The sequence below is a fragment of the Rhodococcus sp. Chr-9 genome (assembly GCF_000801125.1).
In the GTDB taxonomy this organism is placed as follows: Bacteria; Actinomycetota; Actinomycetes; order Mycobacteriales; family Mycobacteriaceae; genus Rhodococcus; species Rhodococcus pyridinivorans.
Genome location: NZ_JTIZ01000140.1, coordinates 86,059 through 107,340 on the forward strand (window position 1 = coordinate 86,059; position 21,282 = coordinate 107,340).

General features: G+C 68.7%; 16 protein-coding genes. 9 read left to right on the forward strand and 7 right to left on the reverse strand.

All coding sequences use genetic code 11. From position 1 onward, the window contains the following. Positions 1-5: 5 nt before the first annotated feature. Both QR64_RS24905 and QR64_RS24910 read right to left on the reverse strand, forming a co-directional pair. Complete coding sequence (locus QR64_RS24905; protein WP_006552890.1) at positions 6-1,190, reverse strand: thiolase family protein; 1,185 nt, start codon at positions 1,188-1,190, stop codon at positions 6-8. Positions 1,191-1,382: 192 nt separating this feature from the next. Then, entirely contained in the window at positions 1,383-2,348 is a 966-nt protein-coding gene (locus QR64_RS24910) for a hypothetical protein (protein ID WP_039587770.1), read from the reverse strand. Between the two features lie 318 nt (positions 2,349-2,666). On the opposite strand from QR64_RS24910, the gene QR64_RS24915 reads away from it, so the two are divergent. Next, on the forward strand, positions 2,667-2,963 hold the full coding sequence (locus QR64_RS24915) for a chorismate mutase (protein ID WP_019288919.1): 297 nt from the start codon (positions 2,667-2,669) through the stop codon (positions 2,961-2,963). Positions 2,964-3,111: 148 nt separating this feature from the next. Next, positions 3,112-3,909, forward strand: a complete 798-nt coding sequence (locus QR64_RS24920) for an SDR family NAD(P)-dependent oxidoreductase (protein WP_039587771.1) — start codon at positions 3,112-3,114, stop codon at positions 3,907-3,909. Positions 3,910-3,966: 57 nt separating this feature from the next. On the opposite strand, the gene QR64_RS24925 is transcribed toward QR64_RS24920, so the two are convergent. Next, positions 3,967-5,391, reverse strand: a complete 1,425-nt coding sequence (locus tag QR64_RS24925; protein WP_039587773.1) for an aldehyde dehydrogenase family protein — start codon at positions 5,389-5,391, stop codon at positions 3,967-3,969. A 326-nt stretch (positions 5,392-5,717) separates the two neighbouring features. Between QR64_RS24925 and QR64_RS24930 the strand changes: the two genes are divergently transcribed. The 6 genes from QR64_RS24930 to QR64_RS24955 all read left to right on the forward strand — a co-directional run bounded on the left by QR64_RS24930 (position 5,718) and on the right by QR64_RS24955 (position 16,794). Then, positions 5,718-11,213: a glutamate synthase-related protein gene (locus QR64_RS24930; protein WP_039587775.1), complete on the forward strand. Its 5,496-nt coding sequence runs from the start codon at positions 5,718-5,720 to the stop codon at positions 11,211-11,213. Next, a complete protein-coding gene (locus tag QR64_RS24935; protein ID WP_039587776.1) occupies positions 11,210-12,979 on the forward strand; it encodes a sulfite reductase subunit alpha in 1,770 nt (589 codons plus the stop codon). Before QR64_RS24930 ends, QR64_RS24935 begins: the two co-directional genes overlap by 4 nt. Before the next feature lie 151 nt (positions 12,980-13,130). Then, positions 13,131-15,173 (forward strand): elongation factor G-like protein EF-G2, encoded by a 2,043-nt coding sequence (locus QR64_RS24940; RefSeq protein ID WP_039587777.1) that lies wholly within the window; start codon positions 13,131-13,133, stop codon positions 15,171-15,173. Positions 15,174-15,211: 38 nt separating this feature from the next. Continuing rightward, a complete protein-coding gene (locus QR64_RS24945) occupies positions 15,212-15,985 on the forward strand; it encodes a PIG-L deacetylase family protein (protein WP_039587793.1) in 774 nt (257 codons plus the stop codon). Between the two features lie 23 nt (positions 15,986-16,008). Continuing rightward, positions 16,009-16,470, forward strand: a complete 462-nt coding sequence (locus QR64_RS24950) for an SRPBCC family protein (protein ID WP_039587779.1) — start codon at positions 16,009-16,011, stop codon at positions 16,468-16,470. A gap of 129 nt (positions 16,471-16,599) precedes the next feature. Next, the gene (locus QR64_RS24955) at positions 16,600-16,794 is read left to right on the forward strand and encodes a hypothetical protein (protein ID WP_006552878.1); all 195 of its coding nucleotides are present in this window, start codon (positions 16,600-16,602) and stop codon (positions 16,792-16,794) included. 7 nt (positions 16,795-16,801) lie between these two features. On the opposite strand, the gene QR64_RS24960 is transcribed toward QR64_RS24955, so the two are convergent. Further along, positions 16,802-17,932 (reverse strand): iron-containing alcohol dehydrogenase, encoded by a 1,131-nt coding sequence (locus tag QR64_RS24960; protein WP_039587794.1) that lies wholly within the window; start codon positions 17,930-17,932, stop codon positions 16,802-16,804. Positions 17,933-18,048: 116 nt separating this feature from the next. Beyond that, positions 18,049-19,029: an ADP-ribosylglycohydrolase family protein gene (locus tag QR64_RS24965; protein WP_006552877.1), complete on the reverse strand. Its 981-nt coding sequence runs from the start codon at positions 19,027-19,029 to the stop codon at positions 18,049-18,051. A gap of 61 nt (positions 19,030-19,090) precedes the next feature. Between QR64_RS24965 and QR64_RS24970 the strand changes: the two genes are divergently transcribed. Continuing rightward, positions 19,091-19,756 carry an NUDIX hydrolase gene (locus tag QR64_RS24970; RefSeq protein WP_024103645.1) on the forward strand — a complete coding sequence of 222 codons (666 nt, stop codon included), beginning with the start codon at positions 19,091-19,093 and terminating at the stop codon, positions 19,754-19,756. A gap of 30 nt (positions 19,757-19,786) precedes the next feature. Here the strand turns inward: QR64_RS24970 and QR64_RS24975 are convergent, their stop codons facing one another. Both QR64_RS24975 and QR64_RS24980 read right to left on the reverse strand, forming a co-directional pair. Further along, on the reverse strand, positions 19,787-20,695 hold the full coding sequence (locus QR64_RS24975) for a pseudouridine-5'-phosphate glycosidase (RefSeq protein ID WP_039587781.1): 909 nt from the start codon (positions 20,693-20,695) through the stop codon (positions 19,787-19,789). Positions 20,696-20,715: 20 nt separating this feature from the next. Continuing rightward, the gene (locus QR64_RS24980) at positions 20,716-21,276 is read right to left on the reverse strand and encodes a TIGR03086 family metal-binding protein (protein ID WP_033098055.1); all 561 of its coding nucleotides are present in this window, start codon (positions 21,274-21,276) and stop codon (positions 20,716-20,718) included. Between the last annotated feature and the right edge of the window lie 6 nt (positions 21,277-21,282).

Below are 21,282 nucleotides of genomic sequence, written 5' to 3' on the forward strand. Positions count from 1 at the left end.
CCGGATCAGGATACGCGGCGCAGCAGCGCGGCGAGTGCCTGTCCGCCACCGATGCACATGGTGACGACGCCGAGTTCGAGATCGCGACGGATCAGGTCCTTGGCGACGCGCAGCGTCAGGATCGCGCCGGTCGCGCCGACCGGGTGGCCCAGGGCGATGGCACCGCCGTAGGGGTTGGTCTTCTCCGGGTCGAGCTTGGCGTCGCGCGCCACCGCCACGGCCTGCGAGGCGAAGGCCTCGTTGAGCTCGACGGTGTCGATGTCGGCCGGGGTCAGGCCGTTCTGCTCGAACAGCTTCACCAGGGCGAGGGTCGGGGCGTAGCCCATCAGCTCGGGCTCCATCGCCGAGGTGACGACCGACTCGAGCACGACAGAGGCACCGAGACCGCGTTCACGGGCGACCGACTCGCGGGCCAGGACGAGCGCGGCAGCGCCGTCGTTGATCCCGGAGGCATTACCGGCGGTGACGGTGCCGTCCTTGATGAACGCCGAGCGCAGCTTGCCGAGCACCTCGAGGGTGGTGTCGGGCTTGGGGTGCTCGTCCTCGGTGACGGTGACGGGCTTGCGGCCACCGATCTCGACCGGGGTGATCTCCTCGGCGAAGGCGGCCTTCGCGGCGTCGGTGGCGGCGCGGCGCTGCGATTCGAGGGCGAACTCGTCCTGCTGCTCGCGGCTGACGCCGTACTCGCGGGCGACGTTCTCGGCCGTGACGCCCATGTGCAGTCCGCTGAACGGATCGGTGAGCATGCCGACGGTGCCGTCGACGAGCTCGCGGTTGCCGAGCTTGTAACCGTTGCGGGCACCGAAGTCGTAGAACGGCATGCGCGACATGCTCTCGTCGCCACCGGCGACGGTGATCTCCGCGGCACCCCAACGGATCTCCTGGGCTGCGGACCACACGGCCTGCAGACCCGAGCCGCACAGGCGGTTGACGGTGAGGGCCGGGGTGGAGACGGGAAGTCCGGCGGCGAGGGTGACGCGACGGGCGTTGTAGGCGTCGGCACCGACCTGGCCGATGCAACCCATGACAACCTCGTCGATGTCCTCACCTGCGACACCCGCGCGCTGCAGCGCCTCGCGGACCGCGGTGGCGCCGAGTTCGTGCGCGGGTACGTCCTTGAGTGCGCCGCCGAAGCTGCCGACGGGGGTGCGTGCGCCGTCGACGATGACGATGCGTTCCGGAGCGGTCATTTCTCGTCCAATCTGGTCGAACACCTGGGGTCCACGCGCCGGCACCGCCGAGCGCACAGATCTTCGGGAAGGCGTCCTCCCGAAGCGTCTGACTCGATGCTACGGCACCGAGTGCCGCACTTGTGAAGGTCCGAACACGAGTTGCAGGAACGGGAACGGAAACGCCATTCTGCAATACGGACTACGTTATTTTCACTCGTCGTCGACGGTGAACGGAGGACCCTCCGCGAGACGTTCCGCAGCCGCCGGTGTGCCCAGTTCACGGCGGTGGCGAGGGTGCTCCACGTAGAACTCGAGGAAACGGTACAACTGCACCGGATCGACGGCCAGATGCCGTGAGTCCACCTCGATCCGGGGCTCGGACGGCAGGCGCTCGAAGGGGAACACCCGACTCGTGCGCCGACGCGCCCACGCCGCCGACCCGTGCCCCTCGATCCAGATTTCCGGGAACCCCCGGTCGACCGCACGAAGACCCCGCACCGACACCCACGGCAGATAGGACTCCACGAACCAGCCGCGCAGCCTGATCCCGTCCGGCCCGAGAACCAGCGAACCGGCCCGGATGCGCCCGAGTGCCACCTCCACGAGGAAGGCCAGACACACCCCGGCGACGAGCGCCAGCACCAGCGCCACGAGAGGTAGACCCTCGTTCCCGACCACGATCTCCACGGCTGCGCCGAGCGAGAGGAACGTCCCGCACAGCACCATCGCGAGCAGCAGACCGAAGACGGGGCGACGGCCCGCGATCTCGGTACTGCCGCGATCGGCCGTCTCGACGTACCGGAACCGCGGTGTGCGGCTCGGAGGCCACGACGACGGTCGCCGGACCCCAGATCCGGCAGGCCACCAGAAGGTGGCGCCGAAGGCCGCCGTCAGCAGCATCAGCACCGCCAGGATCGAATAGAAGCGGTCGGCGCCCACCGAATCGGTGCCCCACGCGCTCGCTCCGCGGGCCGCGGCGAAAATCGCCACGAGCACCGCCGCACCGGCCGCTGCGTACACGTGCAGATTGCGCGTGCCGTGCTGCCATTCGCTCGGCGGTTCGATGTGGGATGTCGGTTCGGCACCGAAAGTCGGTTCGGTACCGGAAGTCGGTTCGGTACCGGAAGTCGCAGCCTCCGTGCCGCGCCCACCCCACGGGACAACAGGTCGTCGCATCGGTCTCCCCTCCAGGTGTACCGAGGAGCCCCGACGTCCTCGGCCCTGCCGGTCGGCCGGAACGCTACCTCGAGCGGCGGACCCGATGCGGACCCTTCGGGCGCGGCGTCACCGACGGACACACGAGTTGGCACCGGTCGGTGTGACAATTAACATACCCCCGGCCATCAGGGTGTTGAACCAGGTCACGGCCGTTTATGAAGGAACAGGACGCGCATGGGAGAATCTCGCGAGAATTTTTCCCTACGTGTCGGTAACACCTATAGGTGTAAGCACGACACAATCTGTGACGATTCAGACGAGACCGGAGGAGTCTGCATGACTGTCCAGCTTGATTCGCCTGGCCTTGCGTCCGTCGGCGAAGCTTCGTCGGCCGAGGCAGAGCTCGGGGAGCTGTTCGAGCAGATCAAGGAGCTCGACGCTCAGCTGCTCGCGGTGATCAAGCGGCGTTCGGAGCTCGTTCAGCGCGCCGGAGCATCCGCGAAGGGCACCGACGCGAGCCGCGAAGCACAGGCCGAGGAAATGGCCGTCATGGGACGCTTCGCCGAACTCGGCACCGACGGCAGCACGCTCGCGATGACGCTGCTGCGCCTCGGCCGCACCCGCAAGGCCTGAGACCTACCACCGACGGCCCCCGCACCACATGGTGCGGGGGCCGTCGCCGTAGCCGTCCACCGCTTCGCATCACGCCGGTCGCAAATGTGGCCGCCCGCTCCCCTGTCGGCATACCGTCGGGACATCCCCGAAGAACGGACAAGGCAGCATGGATCTCGGACTCGCTGCCAAGCGGTCCATCGTCACCGGCGGTAGCCGCGGCATCGGCTACGCCATCGCGCGGGCACTGGCCACCGAAGGTGCCGACGTGGTGATCGCGGCCCGTACCGCGGCCGATCTCGACATCGCGGCGAAGACCCTCTCGGAGGAGACCGGGCGACGAATCGTTCCCGTGCCCACCGACACCAACGACCAGTCCTCGGTCGACGCACTCGTCGCGCGGGCCGTCGCCGAACTCGGTCGCGTCGCCATCCTCGTCAACTCCGCCGCCACACCCTGGACCGCCGACAAGCCGACGAGTTTCGCCGCGACCACCGACGACATCGTGCGCAACGAAGTCGAGATCAAGGTCCTCGGCTGTCTGCGCACCGCACGCGCCGTCGCCCCCTACCTGATCGAGCAGGGCTGGGGCCGGATCATCAACATCAGCGGGCTCGGCGCGCGCAGCGCGAACTCCATCGCCCAGACGGTCCGGAACGTCAGCGTTGCAGCCGTGACGAAGAACCTCGCCGACGAACTCGGCCCGCACGGCATCAACGTCACCGTGGTCCACCCCGGCCGCACCCGCACAGAACGGCTGGCGGCGCGACTGGCCGAGGAGTCCGCCGAGACGGGCACGCCGATAGCCGAACTGGAACAGCAGATCGCGAAGAACTCCGTGAACCGCCTCATCGACGCGAGCGAGGTCGCCGACGTCGTCGCGTTCCTCGCGAGCCCGCGCAGCATCGGCATCACCGGCGATGCGATCGCCGTGGGCGGCGGCGTACCCGGCGCGGTCTACTACTGACCGGTCCGACGAAACGATACGGCACCGCCGTCAGCGCAAGATTCGACGGCACCGCCGTCAGCGCAAGATCGTTTTGATCTCCAGGAACTCCTCGAGCCCGAAGACACCGGCCTCGCGTCCGATACCCGACTGCTTGTAACCACCGAAAGGTGCGTCGGTGTTGAAGGCGCCGCCGTTGATGTAGACCTGACCGGTGCGCATACGGCGGGCCACGGCCTCCGCTCGCGCTGGGTCGGCCGACCAGACCCCACCGGACAGGCCGTACTCGCTGTCGTTGGCAATGCGCACCGCATCGTCCTCGTCCTGGTATCCGATGATCGACAGCACCGGCCCGAAGATCTCCTCGCGGGCGATCGTCATCTCCGGCGCGACGTTCGTGAACACGGTCGGGCCGACGAAGTAGCCGGTGCTTAACTCGGTTTCGCGTCCGTCGAGCACCAGTTCGGCCCCCTCCTCGACGCCCTTGTCGATGTACGCCTTCACGCGGGCCTGCTGCGTGCCGCTGACGAGCGGGCCCAGCTTCGACGACGGATCGTCGGGCAGCCCGACGGTGTAGGCCCGCGCGACCTGCTCGGCGACGGCGGTGGCCTCCTGCAGACGGTCGGCGGGGACGAGCATGCGGGTCAGGGCGGTGCAGGTCTGGCCGGAGTTGAGGAAGCACTTGCCGACACCCTCAGTGACGGCGGCGGTGAGGTCGGCATCGTCGAGGATGATGTTGGCCGACTTGCCGCCGAGTTCGAGCGCGACCTTCTTCACCGTCTCCGCAGCGACGACCGAGACGCGCTTGCCGGCACGCGTCGAGCCCGTGAACGACACCATGTCGACGTCGGGGTGTGCGGCGATGGCCTCGCCGACGACCGGTCCGTAACCGCTGACGAGGTTGAACACGCCCGGCGGCAGGCCGGCCTCGTCGACGATGTCGACGAGCGCGTAGGTCACCAGCGGCGCGACCTCGGTGGGCTTGAGCACCACGGTGCACCCAGCGGCGAGCGCGGCGAACACCTTGAGCACCACCTGGTGCAGCGGGTAGTTCCACGGGGTGATCGCCCCGACGACCCCGATGGGTTCGCGTACGACCAGGGCGTTGCCGATCTCCTGGTCGTCGAAGTCGTACGTTCCGGCCAGCGACGCATAGGCGGCAATATTCTTCAGCGGCATCCCGACCTGGATGGCACGCGCGAAGTGAGCGGGCATCCCCATGTCCTGGGAGACGACGCTCGTGAGTTCGTCGGCACGCTCGTTCGCCAGCGAGGAGACCTTCTCCAGGTAGGCGGCGCGCGACGCACCACTGAGCGCGGACCAGGCCGGGAAGGCCGCCTTCGCTGCGGCGACCGCCCGATCGACATCGGAGGCGGCACCCTCGGCGACCGCGGCGACGACCTCTTCGGTCGTCGGGTTCACGACCTCGATGCGGCCGGCGCCGTCGGAGTCCACCCACTGCCCGTCGATGTAGATCTTCGTGCGGTCGAGAATGTCGGTCATATCGCTCTCCCTGCTCGTAGTCCGGCCTGTCGACGCCGTTGGGCGCGAGCGTAGCGAAGACCCTCCCGCAATAAAGCGTTTACTCCCGGCGGGTTGTGATGTATCCCGCCGTCACCGGAGTTAACACGTGCGCTACACTTGCCATTGCTGCTCGCGCGCTCCACCGTCGCAACGCACGGCGCATTCGGACAAAGACGTCTGCATTCACACACATCGTCTCCGGCACACGTCTATGCACCTCAGGAGCTGCGCCTTCCCACGCGTTCCCCTTCTTCGCATCGTCACTGCCGGTCGACGTCGAATTCGATGCACCGAGGAGGACGTCCGTGACGCACGCCAGTGACACCGGCCTGTACGACAGCACGCTGGACAAGAGCAGTTGTGGTGTCGGTTTCATCACCCGCAAGGACGGCGTGCAGACCCACGACGTGCTCACCCGCGGTCACGGGGCCCTGTGCGTCGTGCCGCACCGCGGTGGCATGTCCGCCGAGGGTGTCGGCGACGGAGCCGGCATCAACGTGGACCTGTCGGTCGCCTTCTTCTCCAAGATCACCGGAAAACCATTGCAGGAAGGGCACTTCGGTGTCGGAAACTTCTTCCTCCCCACCGATCCCGCGGCGCATGCCGATGCCGAGGAACTCGTCTCGTCGGCACTCGCCGGAGCCGGGGTCACCGTGCTCACGATGCGCGACGTCCCCGTCGACGACAGCGTGTTGCGTCCTGCCGCAACGAAATACCAGCTGCCGATCCGTCAGTGGATCTTCACGCGGCCCGACGCGTGCGACTCCGTCGACGAGTTCGACCGACTGCTGCACGGCGTGCTCCTCGAGGTCGAGGCCCGCGCCTACACCGAGCCGGAACTGGGCGGGCTGTACCCGCTCTCGCTCAGTGCGCGCACGCAGGTTCTCAAGAACCGCTTGAACTCTCACGAGGTCATCCCGTACTTCCGCGATCTCACCGATCCGCGGCACGCGGTGCACACCCTGTTCTTCCACACCCGGTTCTCGACGAACACCGATCCGCATCCGACGATGGCGCAGCCGTTCCGCCTCATAGCGCACAACGGTGAGCTGAACACCGATCGCAAGAACCGGCTGTTCGAGGGCGCCCTCGCCCGCGCGATGGGCCGTGACATCATTCGCCCGCCGGGACAGTCCGACAGCTGCCGCTTCGACCAGACCCTGGCCTCGCGTATCGCCCACAACGAACTCGACCTCGTCACCGCCGTCGTGCAGATGATGCCGCCTGCCTGGGAGAACGACACCGAGCTGTCGCCACAGGTCCGCGCGATGCTCGAGTTCTTCTCCCTGTACGAGGAGAAGAACGACGGCCCCGCGGCGCTGGTCTTCGGCAACGGCACCGTCGTCGGCGCGCGCCTCGACCGCCTCGGCCTGCGTCCGCTGCGCACCGTGGAGACCGAAGAGTACCTCGCCGTCACCTCCGAGGCCGGCCAGTTCGACTTCGCGCCCGAGACCGTGCTGCGTCGCGGCCGCATCGAGGCCGGTGGCATGCTGTACTTCGATCACCGCACGCGCCGCTCCTACGGAGCGGATGAGGCGCTCGAACTTCTTGCTGCCCGGCAGAATTACGCGTCGCTCGTCGACGAGGCCCGCCGCAATCTCGATGCCCTGCCCGAGGTTCCCGCCGAGAAGGCCGGTTCCCCGCTGCGCTACAACGGCGATCTCGAGCGTTACCAGCGCTACGTGTCCTACAGCATCAACCAGGAATCCTTCCGGTTCATGCTCGACCCGATGCTCGCGTCGGGTCAGGAGCGCATCTCCGCGATGGGTTACGGCAACGCCATCAACGCGCTGTCGGATCAGGAAGGCGGTGTGGCCAAGTACTTCTCGCAGCGCTTCGCCCAGGTCACCAACCCGTCGCTGGACTCGATCCGCGAAGCGGACGGCATGACCCTGCGCGTCGCGCTCGGTGCTCGCCCCGGTAGCGGTGCTCCCGTCTCGTCCGCGACCCAGATCGTGGTGCCCACCCCGATCCTCACGCACCTCGACATGCTGCGTATCCGCGAGCAGTCCGACACCCCGGTGCGGCGTTTCGAGATGCTGTACTCCCCCGTCTTCGACGACGCCAAGGCGAACGCGGCCGCGCTCGCCGCCGCGATCGACGGTACGGCCGAGGCCATTGCCGATTTCGCCCGCGAATCCGGTGGCATCGCCGTGCTCACCGACCGCCACGTCTCCACCGACCGCGCCGGACTGCCGATGGTGCTCACCGTCGCCGCGGTCAACCAGCGCCTGATCGACGAGGGATTGCGTCTGCGCGTGTCCGTCATCGTCGAATCCGGACAGCTGTTCTCGTCGCATCACATCGCCGCGACCCTCGGTTTCGGTGCCGCTGCGGTGTATCCGCTCACGGTGCAGATGCGCGCCGAGGAGAAGTTCGGCGACGATGCCGACGCCGCGTTCCTGAAGTTCCGCAAGGCGGCCGAGAAGTCGCTCATGAAGACGATGGGACGCGTCGGCCTGTGCACCGTCGAGTCGTACATCGGCGGTGAGTTCTTCGAGCCGAGCTATCTCGACACGAGTGACGAGGTGCTCGCGCGCTGGTTCCCGAACGTGAAGTCCCCGGTCGGCGGTGTCGGTTTCACCACCCTCGCGCAGGCCGTCGCCGACTGGCACCGTCGCGCTCTCACCGTGGAGACGGAGAAGGACGTCCCGCTGCTGGGTCTGTTCAAGGAGCGCGCCGAGGGCGCCGGTCACTCGTTCGGCACGACCGCCGTGCGCGGCTTCGTGGACATGACCGAGGAGCCCTTCGCGCTGCCCGTGGAGAAGGAGGCCGAGCCGGATCTGACCGACGCGCTGCGTCTGCTGCCGCTGCACCGGCTCTCCGACGCGCACGGTCTCGACGACGCGTCGTACCGCTACGGCGGCTTCCGCGCCCTGACACCCGCCGAGATCGATGCCTTCGAGATCACCCCGGGTTACCGCGCGTTCGCCCGCACGATGGCCGACGAGCGCACACAGCGTCCCGCGGCGCTGCGCGACGTGCTCGCCCTGCCCGCCGACGTCACCTACGCCGTCACCGCCGAGGACTTCACCAAGGAGATGGGCCGCTTCGCGCGGTTCGGCAACAACTCGATGCTCGTGCGCGGGATCTCCGCGGCGCGGGTCGGTGAGAGCGAATTCGTCCTGCGTCTGACCGGTCCGCTCGCAGACGACCACCGTCGTCCCGATGCGCTCGCGGCCTCGCTCGTCGCGCGCTTCGGTGACGGCATCGTCTCGCACCGTTGCTACGGCGACACCCTGACCGTGCACGCGATCGGTGACGCCGCGCGCTATCTCGAGCAGGTCCGCCAGGCCCCGCTGAGCGTGCGGCTCGACCGGGTGCAGCCGGCGCACGAGATCACCCCGGCGCTCGCGTCGGGTGCGATGAGCCATGGCGCGCTCAACTCCAACGCCCACGAGGCCGTCGCCCACGGCACCAACATGGTCGGCGGCATGTCGAACTGCGGTGAGGGCGGCGAGCACATCTCCCGCTACGGCACCATCCGCGGGTCGCGCATCAAGCAGTTCGCGTCCGGCCGCTTCGGTGTGTGGGCCGGTTATCTCGCCGATCCGATGCTCGAGGAGATCGAGATCAAGATCGCGCAGGGCGCGAAGCCCGGTGAGGGCGGCCAGTTGCCCGCCAAGAAGGTCACGGTGGAGATCGCCGCGGCGCGCGGTGCGACCCCGGGCGTCGAGCTGGTCTCGCCGCCGCCGCACCACGACACCTACTCCATCGAGGACCTCGCCCAGCTCATCCACGACGCCAAGGCGGCGCGGGTGCGGGTGATCGTCAAGCTCGTCTCCTCGGAGGGCATCGGCACGATCGCCGTGGGTGTCGCGAAGGCCGGCGCCGACGTCATCAACGTCGCCGGCAACACCGGCGGCACGGGTGCCGCCTCGGTGACCTCGCTGAAGTACGCGGGCCGGTCCGCGGAGATCGGTGTGGCCGAGGTCCACCAGGCCCTCACGGCCAACGGTCTGCGCGACAAGGTCGTGCTGCGCTGCTCGGGTGCGCACCAGACGGCGTCGGACGTCATCGTCTCCGCGCTGCTCGGCGCCGACAGCTTCGAGTTCGGCACCACCGCGCTGATGATGCTCGGCTGCGTCATGGCGAAGAACTGCAACGTCAAGTGCCCGGCAGGTCTGACCACGAATCCCGAAGTGTTCAACGGCGATCCGCGGGCGATGGCCCAGTACCTGCTCAACGTCGCGCACGAGACCCGAGAGCTGCTCGCCCGCCTGGGTCTGCGGTCGCTGCGCGACGCGCGTGGCCGCGCCGACCTGCTGCACCTGCTCGACCACCCGTCGAGCGTGGGCCGGCTGGACCTGCGGGCGATGCTCGCGGTGCTGCCCGAGGTGCACATCGACAATCCGGTCTACATGGAGAAGGACTACTCGCTCGACGAGGCGTGGGTGGCCCGGCTGCGCGAGGCCCTCGTCGATGCGAAGGAGCTCACCGTCTCGCTCGGCGACGGCGTGCAGCTGACGAACAACAACAAGAGCGTCGGCGCGCAGCTGGCGATCGACATCGAGCGCATGCTCAACCACGAGGATCTCGGCGCCCTGCCGGCCGTGCTCGACGACGAGCGCGGACGCCGGTGGCTACGCGACGGCACCGTCACCATCACCACCTCCGGTTCGGCGGGCCTGTCCTTCGGGGCGTTCTGCAACGACGGCATGCACATCGAGCACACCGGTACCGCCAACGACGGCGTCGGCAAGGGCCAGTGCGGCGGGCAGATCGTGCTGCACTCCCCCGGCGGCGGCAGCGACCGACGCGGCGGCAACGTGCTCATCGGCAACTTCGCGCTCTTCGGTGCGACCGGTGGTCGCCTGTTCGTCGAGGGTGAGGCCGGCGACCGCTTCGCGGTGCGCAACTCCGGCGCCACCGCCGTCGTCGAGGGTGTCGGCGAGTTCGCCTGCGAGTACATGACCAACGGCGCGGTGCTCAACATCGGCGAGTTCGGCAAGGGCTTCGGCAACGGCATGTCGGGCGGGTTCGTCTACCAGTACGACCCCGAGGGCCTGCTCCCCCGCAAGGCCAGCGCCGACTCGATCGTCCTCGGGTCGATCACCGGCGACGACCCGCAGGCCGCGATCCACAACGCCGCCGTGCTGCAGCTGCTGCACCTGCACGTCGAGGCGACCGGCTCGGTGAAGGCCCGCTTCCTGATCGACAACTGGCAGGTCGAGCAGCACCGCTTCGCGTACGGCATGCCGCGCGCGCTGCTGCAGTACCAGGACCTCGACGAGATCCTCGCCGCAGCGTCGCGCAAGGACCTCGCCGCCGAGGTCGCCACGGCGCTGGTCGCGCACCAGGTGCGCAAGTTCAAGGAGAACTACCGCTCGGGTGTTCCCGTCGCCGGTGGTGTCACCCCGGACGCGACCGACACCGAGGCCATGTACGCGCTGCTCAACAACTACACGGTGCTCGCCGCCGCGCAGGAGATGGCGCTGCAGAAGGTCCCCGGCGCCACCGACGTGTCGGATCCGGCGGTGCAGAAGGCCGCTCGCAATCTGCTGCTCACCGAGGACTTCTTCCTCGTCGCGAAGCTCGAGCGCTACGCCCTCGCGGCGATCGCCGATCACACCGACGAGCAGCTCGCGGCGCTGGTCGCCGACAAGCGCCTGAACGACTACAAGCAGGCCCTGGCCCTGCGCAACGTCCGCTCGGTCGATGCGCCGGGTACCTACGGCTGGATCCTCTTGCAGAGCCGCAAGAATCTCGACGCCGCAGGTCGCCTGCCCGGTTACGAGGAACTGTTCGCACGCAACGCCGTCCCGAACGTCCTCACCTCCACGATGGGAGTCTCCGCGTGACCACCACCGGCCCGTTCATTCCCCTCGACGCTCCGTTCACCGCCGATCAGCGGTCGTGGCTCTCCGGCTTCGTCGCCGGGATGCAGACCCGCCTGTTCTCCGGGGGTCCCGCCGCCGATGCCGGGACCGTCGGCTCGGCGACTGCTCTGCACGTGCTCTACGGCTCGCAGACCGGCAATGCCGAAGCCGTCGCCGAGGACGCCGCGGCTGCAGCGCGCACCCAGGGCTTCGCGCCCGTCGTGTGCGCTCTCGACGACATGGACCTCGACCGGTTCGCCGGTCTGGGCCAGGTCCTGATCGTCACATCCACCTACGGCGAGGGCGAGATGCCCGACAACGCCGAGCTGTTCTGGGATGCGCTGTCGGCCGAGAGCGCGCCGCGCCTCGACGGCATGAACTTCGCGGTGCTCGCCCTCGGCGACACCGGTTACGACGGGTTCTGCCAGGCCGGCAAGCTCATCGATATGCGTCTCGAGCAGCTCGGTGCGCAGCGCATCGTGCCGCGGGTGGACTGCGACGTCGAGTTCGAGGAGCTCGCCGCGACGTGGATCGCGGAGACGCTGCCGCTCGTCGCGGCCGTCGAGGGCATCGTGGGCGATGGTGCTCCCCCTCCCGCTCCCGCGGCACCGGCGGCACCGGCCCGGGCGAAGTCGCAGTGGACCCGCAAGAATCCCTATCCGGCGGTGTTGACGTCGAACGTGCTCCTGTCCGGGGAGGACTCGGCCAAGGAGATTCGGCACTACGAGTTCGCGCTCGCCGATTCCGGTCTCGAATACGAAGCGGGCGACGCGCTGAACGTGGTGCCCGTCAACGACACCGAACTCGTGCACGCGATCCTCGGTCGGCTCGGTCTCGATGGCGCGACCGTCCCCGAGGGTCACGACGACACGCTCGAGCACCTCCTCACCTACAACTACGAGATCACCGCTCCGTCCGTCGATCTCCTCGAGGAGATCGAGAAGCACACGGGCAACGACGAACTCACCTACGTACTGCGGCACGGCGACAAGACTGCGCTCGACGAATGGTTGTGGGGCCGCGACATTCTCGACGTGCTCCTGCTCGATCCCGCGCCCGAGCTGTCGGCCGAGCAGTTCCTGGCGCTGTTGCGTCCGCTGCAGCACCGGGCGTACTCGATCTCGTCGAGCCCGAACGCGTGCGACGGTTCGGTGCACCTGACGGTCGCGGCGGTGCGCTACGGCACCGACGGCCGCGAGCGTCGCGGGGTGTGCTCGACCTTCCTCGCCGATCGTGTCGGTGAAGGCAAGGTCGGCATCTTCGTGTCGAAGAACAAGGCCTTCCGCGTGCCCGCCGACGACACCGCACCGATGATCATGGTCGGTCCGGGCACCGGCATCGCACCCTTCCGCGGCTTCCTGCAGGAACGTCGCGCACGGGGTGCGACGGGGAAGAACTGGCTGTTCTTCGGCGACCAGAAGCGCGGCTGCGACTACATCTACGAACAGGAGTTGGCCGAGTTCGCCGACTCGGGTGTGCTCACGCGCCTGGACCTGGCGTTCTCCCGCGATCAGGCCGAGAAGATCTACGTGCAGACCCGCATGAAGGAGCACGGCGCGGAACTGTTCGCGTGGCTCGAGGAGGGTGGACACTTCTACATCTGCGGCGACGCGTCGCGGATGGCGAAGGACGTCGACCGTGCGCTGCACGAGATCGTCGCCGAGCACGGCGGCATGAACGACGAGCAGGCCGCGGAGTACGTCACCACCCTCAAGCGCGAGAAGCGGTACGTGCGCGACGTGTACTGAGCAGGCCGGGGGTACGCACCGCCGCCGCGAGGCTCGCAACACCATCGGTCACCGGTGGCGTTGCGAGCCCCGAGCGCGTGTTGCGAACCTCCCCGGAGGCACCATCGGAATGCCTTAGACTGTGCTGCAGGTCACACGAGGGAGTAGCTCGATGCCCGATCGCTCCGCAGCACGCAGCCGGCAGGCACCGACCGCCGACAGTCCCGACCGGATCCGCAACGTTGCCCTGGTGGGGTGCAGCGGCTCCGGGAAAACCACCCTCACCGAATCCCTCGCCGTCGCAGCGGGCGCCGTCGGGCGCGCCGGGCGCGTGGCAGAGGGCACCACGGTGTCCGACTACGAGGGGATCGAGCAGCGCCACCGCAGGTCGGTGCAGCTGTCCGTCGTCCCCCTCGAATGGAACGACATCAAGATCAACCTGATCGACACGCCGGGACACCCCGACTTCGACGCCGAGGTCCGCGCAGCCCTGCACGCGGCCGACGCGGCGATCTTCGTCGTCTCCGCCACCGATCCCATCAGCGCAGCGACCCGCGCGCTCTGGCGCGAATGCGACGACGAGGCGATCCCCCGCGCGATCGTGGTGAACAAACTCGATGTCGCCCGGCACAGCTTCGACGACATGCTCACCGACTGTCACGTCGCCTTCGGATTGGGACCGGACACCCTGAGGGCCATGTTCTATCCCGTCTACGACGGCGACCGCCCGATCGGGTCGATGGGTCTGCTGACGGGCCGCAGCTACGGCGAACCCGGTCCGTGCCCGGTGTCCACCGAAGCGCGCGAGAGCCTCGTGGAGGCCATCTCCGGCCAGGACGACACGCTCATGGAGCGGTTCATCGCCGGCGAGCAACTCGACACGGCCTCCCTGCAGGAAGGACTCACCCGCGAGATCCTGGCGTGCACCCTGCACCCGGCCGTTCCCGCCGACGAGACGGGAATCGGTGCCGTCGAACTGCTCGAATTGATCACCACCGGATTCCCCGCACCGACGCAGCGCGGTCGTGGTGCACCGCCGTGCGATCCGGACGGTCCGCTCGCCGCGCAGGTCGTGCGCGTGGCCGGCGACTCCTATGTCGGGCGGATCAGCCTGGTGCGCGTGTACTCCGGCACGCTGCGACCCGACACGATCGTCGCGCTGGCCGACGGCGACCGCGACAGCCGCGAACGCATTCCCGCCCTGACGAGCCCGTTCGGCAAGCAACAGCGCCCGGTCGGTGAAGCCGTGGCGGGAGACATCGCCTCCGTCGGGAAGCTCGCGACGGCACAACCCGGTGACGTCCTGTACGACCCCGACCATCCGGTCCCGCTCGACCGGTGGCCCACCCCGACTCCCCTGCTGCCCGTCGCGATCGAGGCACACACCCGCACCGACGACGACAAGCTGTCCCAGGCCCTGTCGCGCCTCGCCTCCGAGGATCCCGCGCTGCGCGTCGAGCAGAATCCCGAGACCCATCAGCTCGTGCTGTGGTGCACGGGTGAAGCGCACGCCGAACTGGTCCTCGAACGGTTGCGCACCCGGCACGGTGTCCAGGTCGACACGGTCGAGCATCGGGTGCCGCTCGAGGAGACCTTCGCCGGCCCCGCGAAAGGCCACGGCAGGCTCGTCAAACAATCCGGCGGGCACGGTCAGTACGCGGTCGTCGACGTCGAGGTCGAACCACTGCCGGTGGGCAGCGGGGTGGTGTTCGCCGAGAAGGTGGTGGGCGGTGCGGTTCCGCGCCAGTTCATCCCGTCCGTGGAGAAGGGCGTGTACGCGCAGGCCGAGAAGGGCGTGACGACGGGATATCCGCTCGTCGACGTGCAGGTCACCCTGGTCGACGGCAAGGCCCACTCGGTGGATTCGTCCGACGCGGCCTTCCAGGCCGCCGCCGGGCTGGCCCTGCGGGATGCGGCCTCACACAGCACCGTTCGCGTACTCGAACCGGTCGCCGCCGTGCGGGTGATCGTGCCGGAGGAGCATCTCGGCGCGGTCCTCGGCGATCTGTCGGCCCGGCGCGGACGGGTGCTCGGCACCGAATCCCCCGAGCCGGGTATCGCCCTGTTGCGCGCGGAGGTTCCCGAGCTCGAACTCGGCCGCTATCCGGTGGAACTGCGGGCCATCACGCAGGGCACCGCCGATTTCGCCCGCCAGTATCTGCGGCACGAACCGATGCCCGAGAATCTCGCGGCCCGCTACGGCGAGTCGGACTGACCGCTGCACCGCACGAGCAGCGTGTCAGCATGAACGCCATGAGCGTTCTGCTGTGCTTTCACGCACACCCCGACGACGAGGTGTTCCTCACCGGTGGCGTGATGCGCCGAGCCGCCGACGCCGGGCATCGCGTCGTCCTCGTCGTCGCCACCGACGGTGCCCGCGGCGAATATCCCGACGGGCTGCTCGCGCCCGGCGAATCCCTCGCCGCCCGCCGCACGAAGGAACTCGAGGAATCGGCCCGGGCGCTGGGTGCGGCGCGGGTGGTGCCCTTCGGATACGGCGATTCGGGGATGGCCGGCACCGCCGGCAACCACGACCCGAATGCCTTCACCAACGCCGATCCGAGCAAGGTGGGAGCCAGGCTGGCCGCCGTGATCGAGCAGGAACGCGCCGATGTCGTCACGATCTACGACGCGCACGGCGGCTACGGTCATCCCGATCACGTCCAGGTCCACCGGGCCGGGATCCATGCCGAACGGATCACCGGACACGACGCCGTCTACGAGGCATCGAGCAACCGGGACCACCTGATGCGGCTGCTCTCGGCGCTGCCGGACACCCCCGACGACGTGCGCCCACCGGACCTCGAGACGTTCGGCCTACCGGAATCGGAACTGACCACCGCGGTGGACGTGTCGACGGCGCTGGCCGCCAAACGCGCTGCCATGATCGGCTATGAGTCGCAGATCGGAGACTTCGGGCCGATGCTGAACATGCCCGAGGAACACCTGCGGGCCGCCTTCGGTGTCGAATGGTTCCGGCGCCGCGGTGTTCCGCCCGGGCTGCAGGAGACCGAGCTCCCGCTCTGACCCGAACGATCACGAGGAGAGAAGTGGAACAACGCATCGAGGTCTCGCGCAACATCGCCGCACCACCATCCGCGGTGTGGCGGGTGCTCACCGCGCTGGACGAGGCGCCCACCACCCTGCGTGCGGTGAAGGCCGTGGAACGACTGGACGGCACCGGCTACGAGGTGGGCACACGGTGGCGGGAGACCCGCGTGATGTTCGGGCAGTCGGCGACCGAGGAGATGCAGGTCGCCGAGGCGGATCCGGAGCGGCGCACCGTCGTCGTCGCCGAATCCCGCGGCGCCCGCTACCGGACCGTCTTCGATCTGACCCCCTCGGCGGGCGGCACGGATCTGTCCGTGGAGTTCTCCGGCGAGAGCGGACCCCTCGGCGCCTTCGCTCAGCTTGCGATGACCGTGTTCGCGCCGCTCGCGAAACGCGCGACCCGCAAGGCCCTCGAACAGGACCTCGCCGACATCGCCGCCGCAGCCGAGCGGGCGGGATGAGCTAGGCGGTGGGAACGGTCTCATCGAGCTTGCCGGTGGTGATCGGTGTGAGCAGAACCGTTGCCCGTTTGACCGTTCCGGCGCTCGGGTACCGCTCCCCTGCACCCTACGAACGAAGGACGGACGTCGATGGACAACGCCCCCAAGCACGGTTCGGGCCGCCCAGAGGACAACGACGACCTCACCGGGCAGAAGATCAAGCATCTCGTCGACAAGCTCGAGCAGAAGGTCGAGAAGGAACGCGAGGAGGAGGGTGCGCCCGGCAACGTCGCGGACCGGGTGAGGACGGAGAAGGTCGAGCCCGACGATCAGGCTCCCGAATGAGTCGGCCTCAGGCGTAGATCCGCCCGTAGAGATCGCAGATCTCCTCGGCCGTCGGGATCCTCGGGTTGTTGTTCGGGGATCCCGACGCCAGCGCCTGCTCGGCCATGACCGGGAGCCTCTCGTCCCAGGTCTGCTTGTCGATGCCGTACGACTTCGGTGTCGGCACCTCCACGTCGCGGCACAGTTCCTTCAGCGCGACGACCAGGTCTGCGGCGGCGGTCGCATCCGAGGCGTCCGTCGAGGCCGCGCCGAGCGCGCGGGCGCAGTCGGCATAGCGGGACTCGGCGGCATCCACCGAGAACTCGGTGACCGCCGGGAACAGCATCGCGTTCGACAGTCCGTGCGCAACATGGAAGTGCGCCCCGATCGGACGGCTCATGCCGTGCACGAGCGCGACGCTGGAGTTGGAGAAGGCGATGCCCGCCTGCGTGGCGGCCAGCATCATCCGCTCGCGCGCCTCGGCGTCCTGCCCGTCCGCGTAGACGCGCCGCAGTACCTGTCCGATGGTGTCGATCGCGACGAGCGCGAGGCTGTCGGAGAACGGGTTCGCCTTCCTGCTGACATAGGCCTCGATGGCATGGGTGAGTGCATCCACGCCGGTGTCCGCCGTCAGGCGCGGGGGCATCGTCATGGTGAGCCGATAGTCGACGATCGCAGCGACCGGCAGGAAGGCCTGGCCCGTGCACAGCATCTTCTCGTCGGACTCGCTGTCGCTGATGATCGTGAACTGGGTTGCCTCCGAGCCGCTTCCCGCCGTGGTCGGCACGGCGATCACCGGTAACGCCGGGCCGATGTTGTCGCGCGGCACCTTGTAGTCGCGCATGTGACCGCCCTTCCGGGCGAGCAGGCCGAGGGCCTTGGCCGTGTCCATCGGGCTTCCTCCACCGAACCCGATCACACAGTCGGCGTCGTGCTCGGCGACCGCTGCGGCACCCGCGTCGAGCGAGGCGGTGGTGGGGTCGGGAACGGTCTCGGCGAAGACTGCCGGCCGCAGTCCGGCGGCCTCGAGCTGCGCGACCATCCGATCCACCGCACCGGTGCCGACCAGGAATTTGTCGGTCACCACCAGGGGCCGGGCGAGTCCGAGTCCGGCGACTACCTCACCGATCTCCTCGACGGCGCCCCCGCCGACGCGCATGATGCGTGGAAGTGCGATGGAAGCCACGTGCGATCCCTCCTCGAGTATCCGTCGGACGGGTCGTGTCTACCGCATCACAACCGCGAGTGGAGACATCCGGCGGATCTCGGGGAGTCTCAGCTCTGGACGACCCGTAGTACATCCCCGCCTGCCCCGGAGCCCTTCCGCGCAGTGAGCAGCCCGAGGCGCTCGAGGTCGTCCGCGCGGTAACCGGGCCATCCGTGCAGCATGCGACGCCACCGTTCCGGCACCGCGGACGCACCCCACCGGGCGCCGAGCAGTCCGCCCGCGATGGCCGCGACCGTGTCGGTGTCGTTGCCTGCGCGCACGGCCAGTTCGAGCGCCTCCGGCAGGTGTCCGGGGCCGTCGGTGCGGGCGTGCGTGATCGCCCACCACGCCGCCTGCAGGGCGTGGACGACCCAGCCGTTGTTGTCGAACACGCGCGGACTCGGCGCGGTCTCCGCCTCGTCCAGCAGCGCCGTCCACCGCTGTGCGGCGGGCTGGGACAGGCAGGACAGGGCGACCCGCACCCCGTCGAAGGTGCCGTGGAGGACGGCGTGACGGATCGCGAACGACCACAGTCGGCATGCCTCGGATGCCTGCTCGTCCGCGTGGGTGAGGCTGCTGATCGCATGCGCCGTGGACAGGCACCGCTCGGCGTCGTCGAGGTAGGCGAGCCCGACGGGTGCGGTGCGCATGAGCGATCCGTTGCCACCGGTGCGTCCGGGGAGGCTGCGGGCGCGCGCCGTCATGGTGACGGCGGTGGGGCCCGCCTCGCGCAGGACGGCACGCGTCTGGTTGCCGATGTCCTTGGGGTTCGTGGCGTACCAGCGGAGGAACTGCGCCGCGACCGCGTCGAGTCCGGCGCCCTCACCGATGTCGACGCCGGTCGCCGAGACCTCGGCGATCGCGAGGGCCATGGAGGTGTCGTCGGTCCACTCACCGGGCGCGAACGGCCCGAGTCCGCCGCCGATCATGTCGATGGGCGTGGTGTCCGTCGGATACGTGAATTCGTATCCGGCCCCGAGTGCGTCGCCTGCTGCGGTGGCGAGCAGGACTCCGGCTGCCCGGTCGTTCTGTGCTGCGGTTGTTTCCATGAACCCCTCTATTCGATCAAGTCTGCGCTAAAGTTAGCGCATCAATGATTGAATGTCCATCATGGGCACACCGACCGACTCGACCGGCAGGTCGCTCACCGACTACCCGCGCCCCTCGGTGGCCGTGGACGTCGCCGTCCTCACCATCGACGAAGTACTGAAGGTACTGGTCGTCGAACGTCCCGACGGCACCTTCGCCCTGCCGGGCACCTTCCTGCACCCCGGTGAGCGACTCGCCGAGGCCGCCGAACGCGCCCTGCGCGACAAGGCCGGACTCACGGGTGTCGACTTCCACCAGCTGGCCATGCTCGACGATCCCGAGCGCGACGACCGCGGGTGGGTGCTGTCGATGGCCCACGGCGCCGCGGTGCCGGTCGCCGAGATCCCCGCCGAGGCGTATCTCGTGCCGACCACCGAGACCTCCGACCTCGCCTTCGACCATGCCGAGATCGTCGACCTGGCCGTCGCCGACCTGCGACGCAGGTACTCCGCCGAGGTCGACCCCGGCAACTTCCTCGGCGAGCAGTTCACCGTGCTCGACCTGCGGCTGCTGTACGAGACCGTCTATGCCCGCAGCTATCCCAAGGACACCTTCCGCCGGCACCTGCTGCACGGCCTCGAACCCACCGGCGAACTGCACAGGGAGGGCACGGGCCGGCCCGCCGAGATCTACCGCCGGCGCGGCACTCCCCTGCCGTCGTCCACCGCCGCCTTCCTCCTGCAGTGAGAAATCAGGCCGTCGGCCTGCAATGAAGAATCAGGACGCCAGCGCGTGCGCGATCTCCGCGGCGACCGCGACGTTCCCGCGATAGACCGCGACATTCGTCTCGAGCGAGTGCCCCTCGGTGGCCCGGTGCATGTGTTCGAGCAGGAACGGGGTGATCGCCTTGCCGCGTGTCCCGGCCTCGGCTGCGGCGTGTTCGGCCTCGGCGAGCACGCGATCGTGCAGTTCCGGATCGATCTGAGCCTCGGCCGCCACCGGATTCCCGACGAGCACCGCCGCCCGCAGACCCAGCCCGTCCCGCGCCCGCGCCACCGCCGCGGCCTGCTCCGCCGACTCCACCTCGTCGACATCGCAGCCGCTGTCGCGCACATAGAAGCCGGGAAAACGCGTGGTCCGATAGCCGACCACGACCACCCCGAGCGTCTCGAGCCGTTCGAGTGTGGCAGGGATGTCGAGGACGGATTTGACGCCGCCGCTCACCACGAGGATCGGAAGTGTCGCCAGCGCAACGAGATCCGCGCTCTCGTCGAAGGTCGACGAAGCCCCCCGATGCACGCCGCCCAGGCCGCCGGTGGCGAATACGTCGATCCCGGCGCGATGCGCGAGCAGCGCCGTCGCCGACACCGTGGTCCCCCCGTGCAATCCCTTCGCCGCCGCGACCGGCAGGTCGCGGCTACCGAGCTTGACGACCGGGACGTCCTCGGCACCGAGCATGCGGATCTGCTGTTCCGACAAACCGACCGTCGGCGTGCCGTCGACAACCCCGATGGTCGCGGGCAGCACCCCGGAATCGCGCAGACATTTCTCGGCCTCGAGGGCGACCTCGACGTTGCGTGGCCGGGTGAGGCCGTGTGTGAAGATCGTCGATTCGAGCGCCACGACCGGCCGTCCGGCCGCGATCGCTTCGCGCACGTAGTCCGCGACGCGGATCGTTTCGCTCATACGACCGACGATAACGCGGCCTAACCGATCGACGCGGCCGTGCGACGTCCCATCTTCGCGAGGATCCGGGCCGTGCGGTCTGCGTCCTCGGGAACCGGCACCGCCGGAGCACAGACACCGTCCATGTAGAGCGCGTCGCCGAAACTGTCGGCGCCGGCCTCCATCCGGTCGAGTTCGGCGTCCGAGAAGGTCACATCGACCCCCGCGCTGCGTGCGATGTCCCAGCGATGCACGAGCATGTCCCAGAGGTAGAACTGTTCGAAGGTCGCACCCACCGTGGTCGGCCCGAAGTATCCGTCGTATGTCGTCGAGACGAACGAGTCGTCCGCGAGGATCTCGGCGATCCGTGCCGTGTGCGTCCTCCACGCCTCGACAGGACGGTCGGTCTCGGGCCGCTCCCCCATCTCGACGCCGCGTCCGGCGAAGAAGTCCCGCTGCGTGTCGATGACGTGGGCCAGGACGTCGCGCGCCGTCCACCCCTCACACGGCGACTGCGCATCCCAGTCGGTGCCGCGGAGCGACGAGATCACGTCGGTGAGCGGCTTGTCGGCCTCTGCGTGTCGCAGTGCTGTTGTATTCATGACTCG

What these genes read in the sequence shown, in the direction of transcription:
- QR64_RS24945 (WP_039587793.1), top strand. Translation starts at nt 15,212, where the DNA reads ATGAGCGTTCTGCTGTGCTTTCACGCACACCCCGACGACGAGGTGTTC.
- QR64_RS24910 (WP_039587770.1), bottom strand. Translation starts at nt 2,348, where the DNA reads ATGCGACGACCTGTTGTCCCGTGGGGTGGGCGCGGCACGGAGGCTGCG.
- QR64_RS24970 (WP_024103645.1), top strand. Translation starts at nt 19,091, where the DNA reads ATGGGCACACCGACCGACTCGACCGGCAGGTCGCTCACCGACTACCCG.
- QR64_RS24905 (WP_006552890.1), bottom strand. Translation starts at nt 1,190, where the DNA reads ATGACCGCTCCGGAACGCATCGTCATCGTCGACGGCGCACGCACCCCC.
- QR64_RS24975 (WP_039587781.1), bottom strand. Translation starts at nt 20,695, where the DNA reads ATGAGCGAAACGATCCGCGTCGCGGACTACGTGCGCGAAGCGATCGCG.
- QR64_RS24955 (WP_006552878.1), top strand. Translation starts at nt 16,600, where the DNA reads ATGGACAACGCCCCCAAGCACGGTTCGGGCCGCCCAGAGGACAACGAC.
- QR64_RS24940 (WP_039587777.1), top strand. Translation starts at nt 13,131, where the DNA reads ATGCCCGATCGCTCCGCAGCACGCAGCCGGCAGGCACCGACCGCCGAC.
- QR64_RS24925 (WP_039587773.1), bottom strand. Translation starts at nt 5,391, where the DNA reads ATGACCGACATTCTCGACCGCACGAAGATCTACATCGACGGGCAGTGG.
- QR64_RS24980 (WP_033098055.1), bottom strand. Translation starts at nt 21,276, where the DNA reads ATGAATACAACAGCACTGCGACACGCAGAGGCCGACAAGCCGCTCACC.
- QR64_RS24915 (WP_019288919.1), top strand. Translation starts at nt 2,667, where the DNA reads ATGACTGTCCAGCTTGATTCGCCTGGCCTTGCGTCCGTCGGCGAAGCT.
- QR64_RS24920 (WP_039587771.1), top strand. Translation starts at nt 3,112, where the DNA reads ATGGATCTCGGACTCGCTGCCAAGCGGTCCATCGTCACCGGCGGTAGC.
- QR64_RS24960 (WP_039587794.1), bottom strand. Translation starts at nt 17,932, where the DNA reads ATGCGCGTCGGCGGGGGCGCCGTCGAGGAGATCGGTGAGGTAGTCGCC.
- QR64_RS24965 (WP_006552877.1), bottom strand. Translation starts at nt 19,029, where the DNA reads ATGGAAACAACCGCAGCACAGAACGACCGGGCAGCCGGAGTCCTGCTC.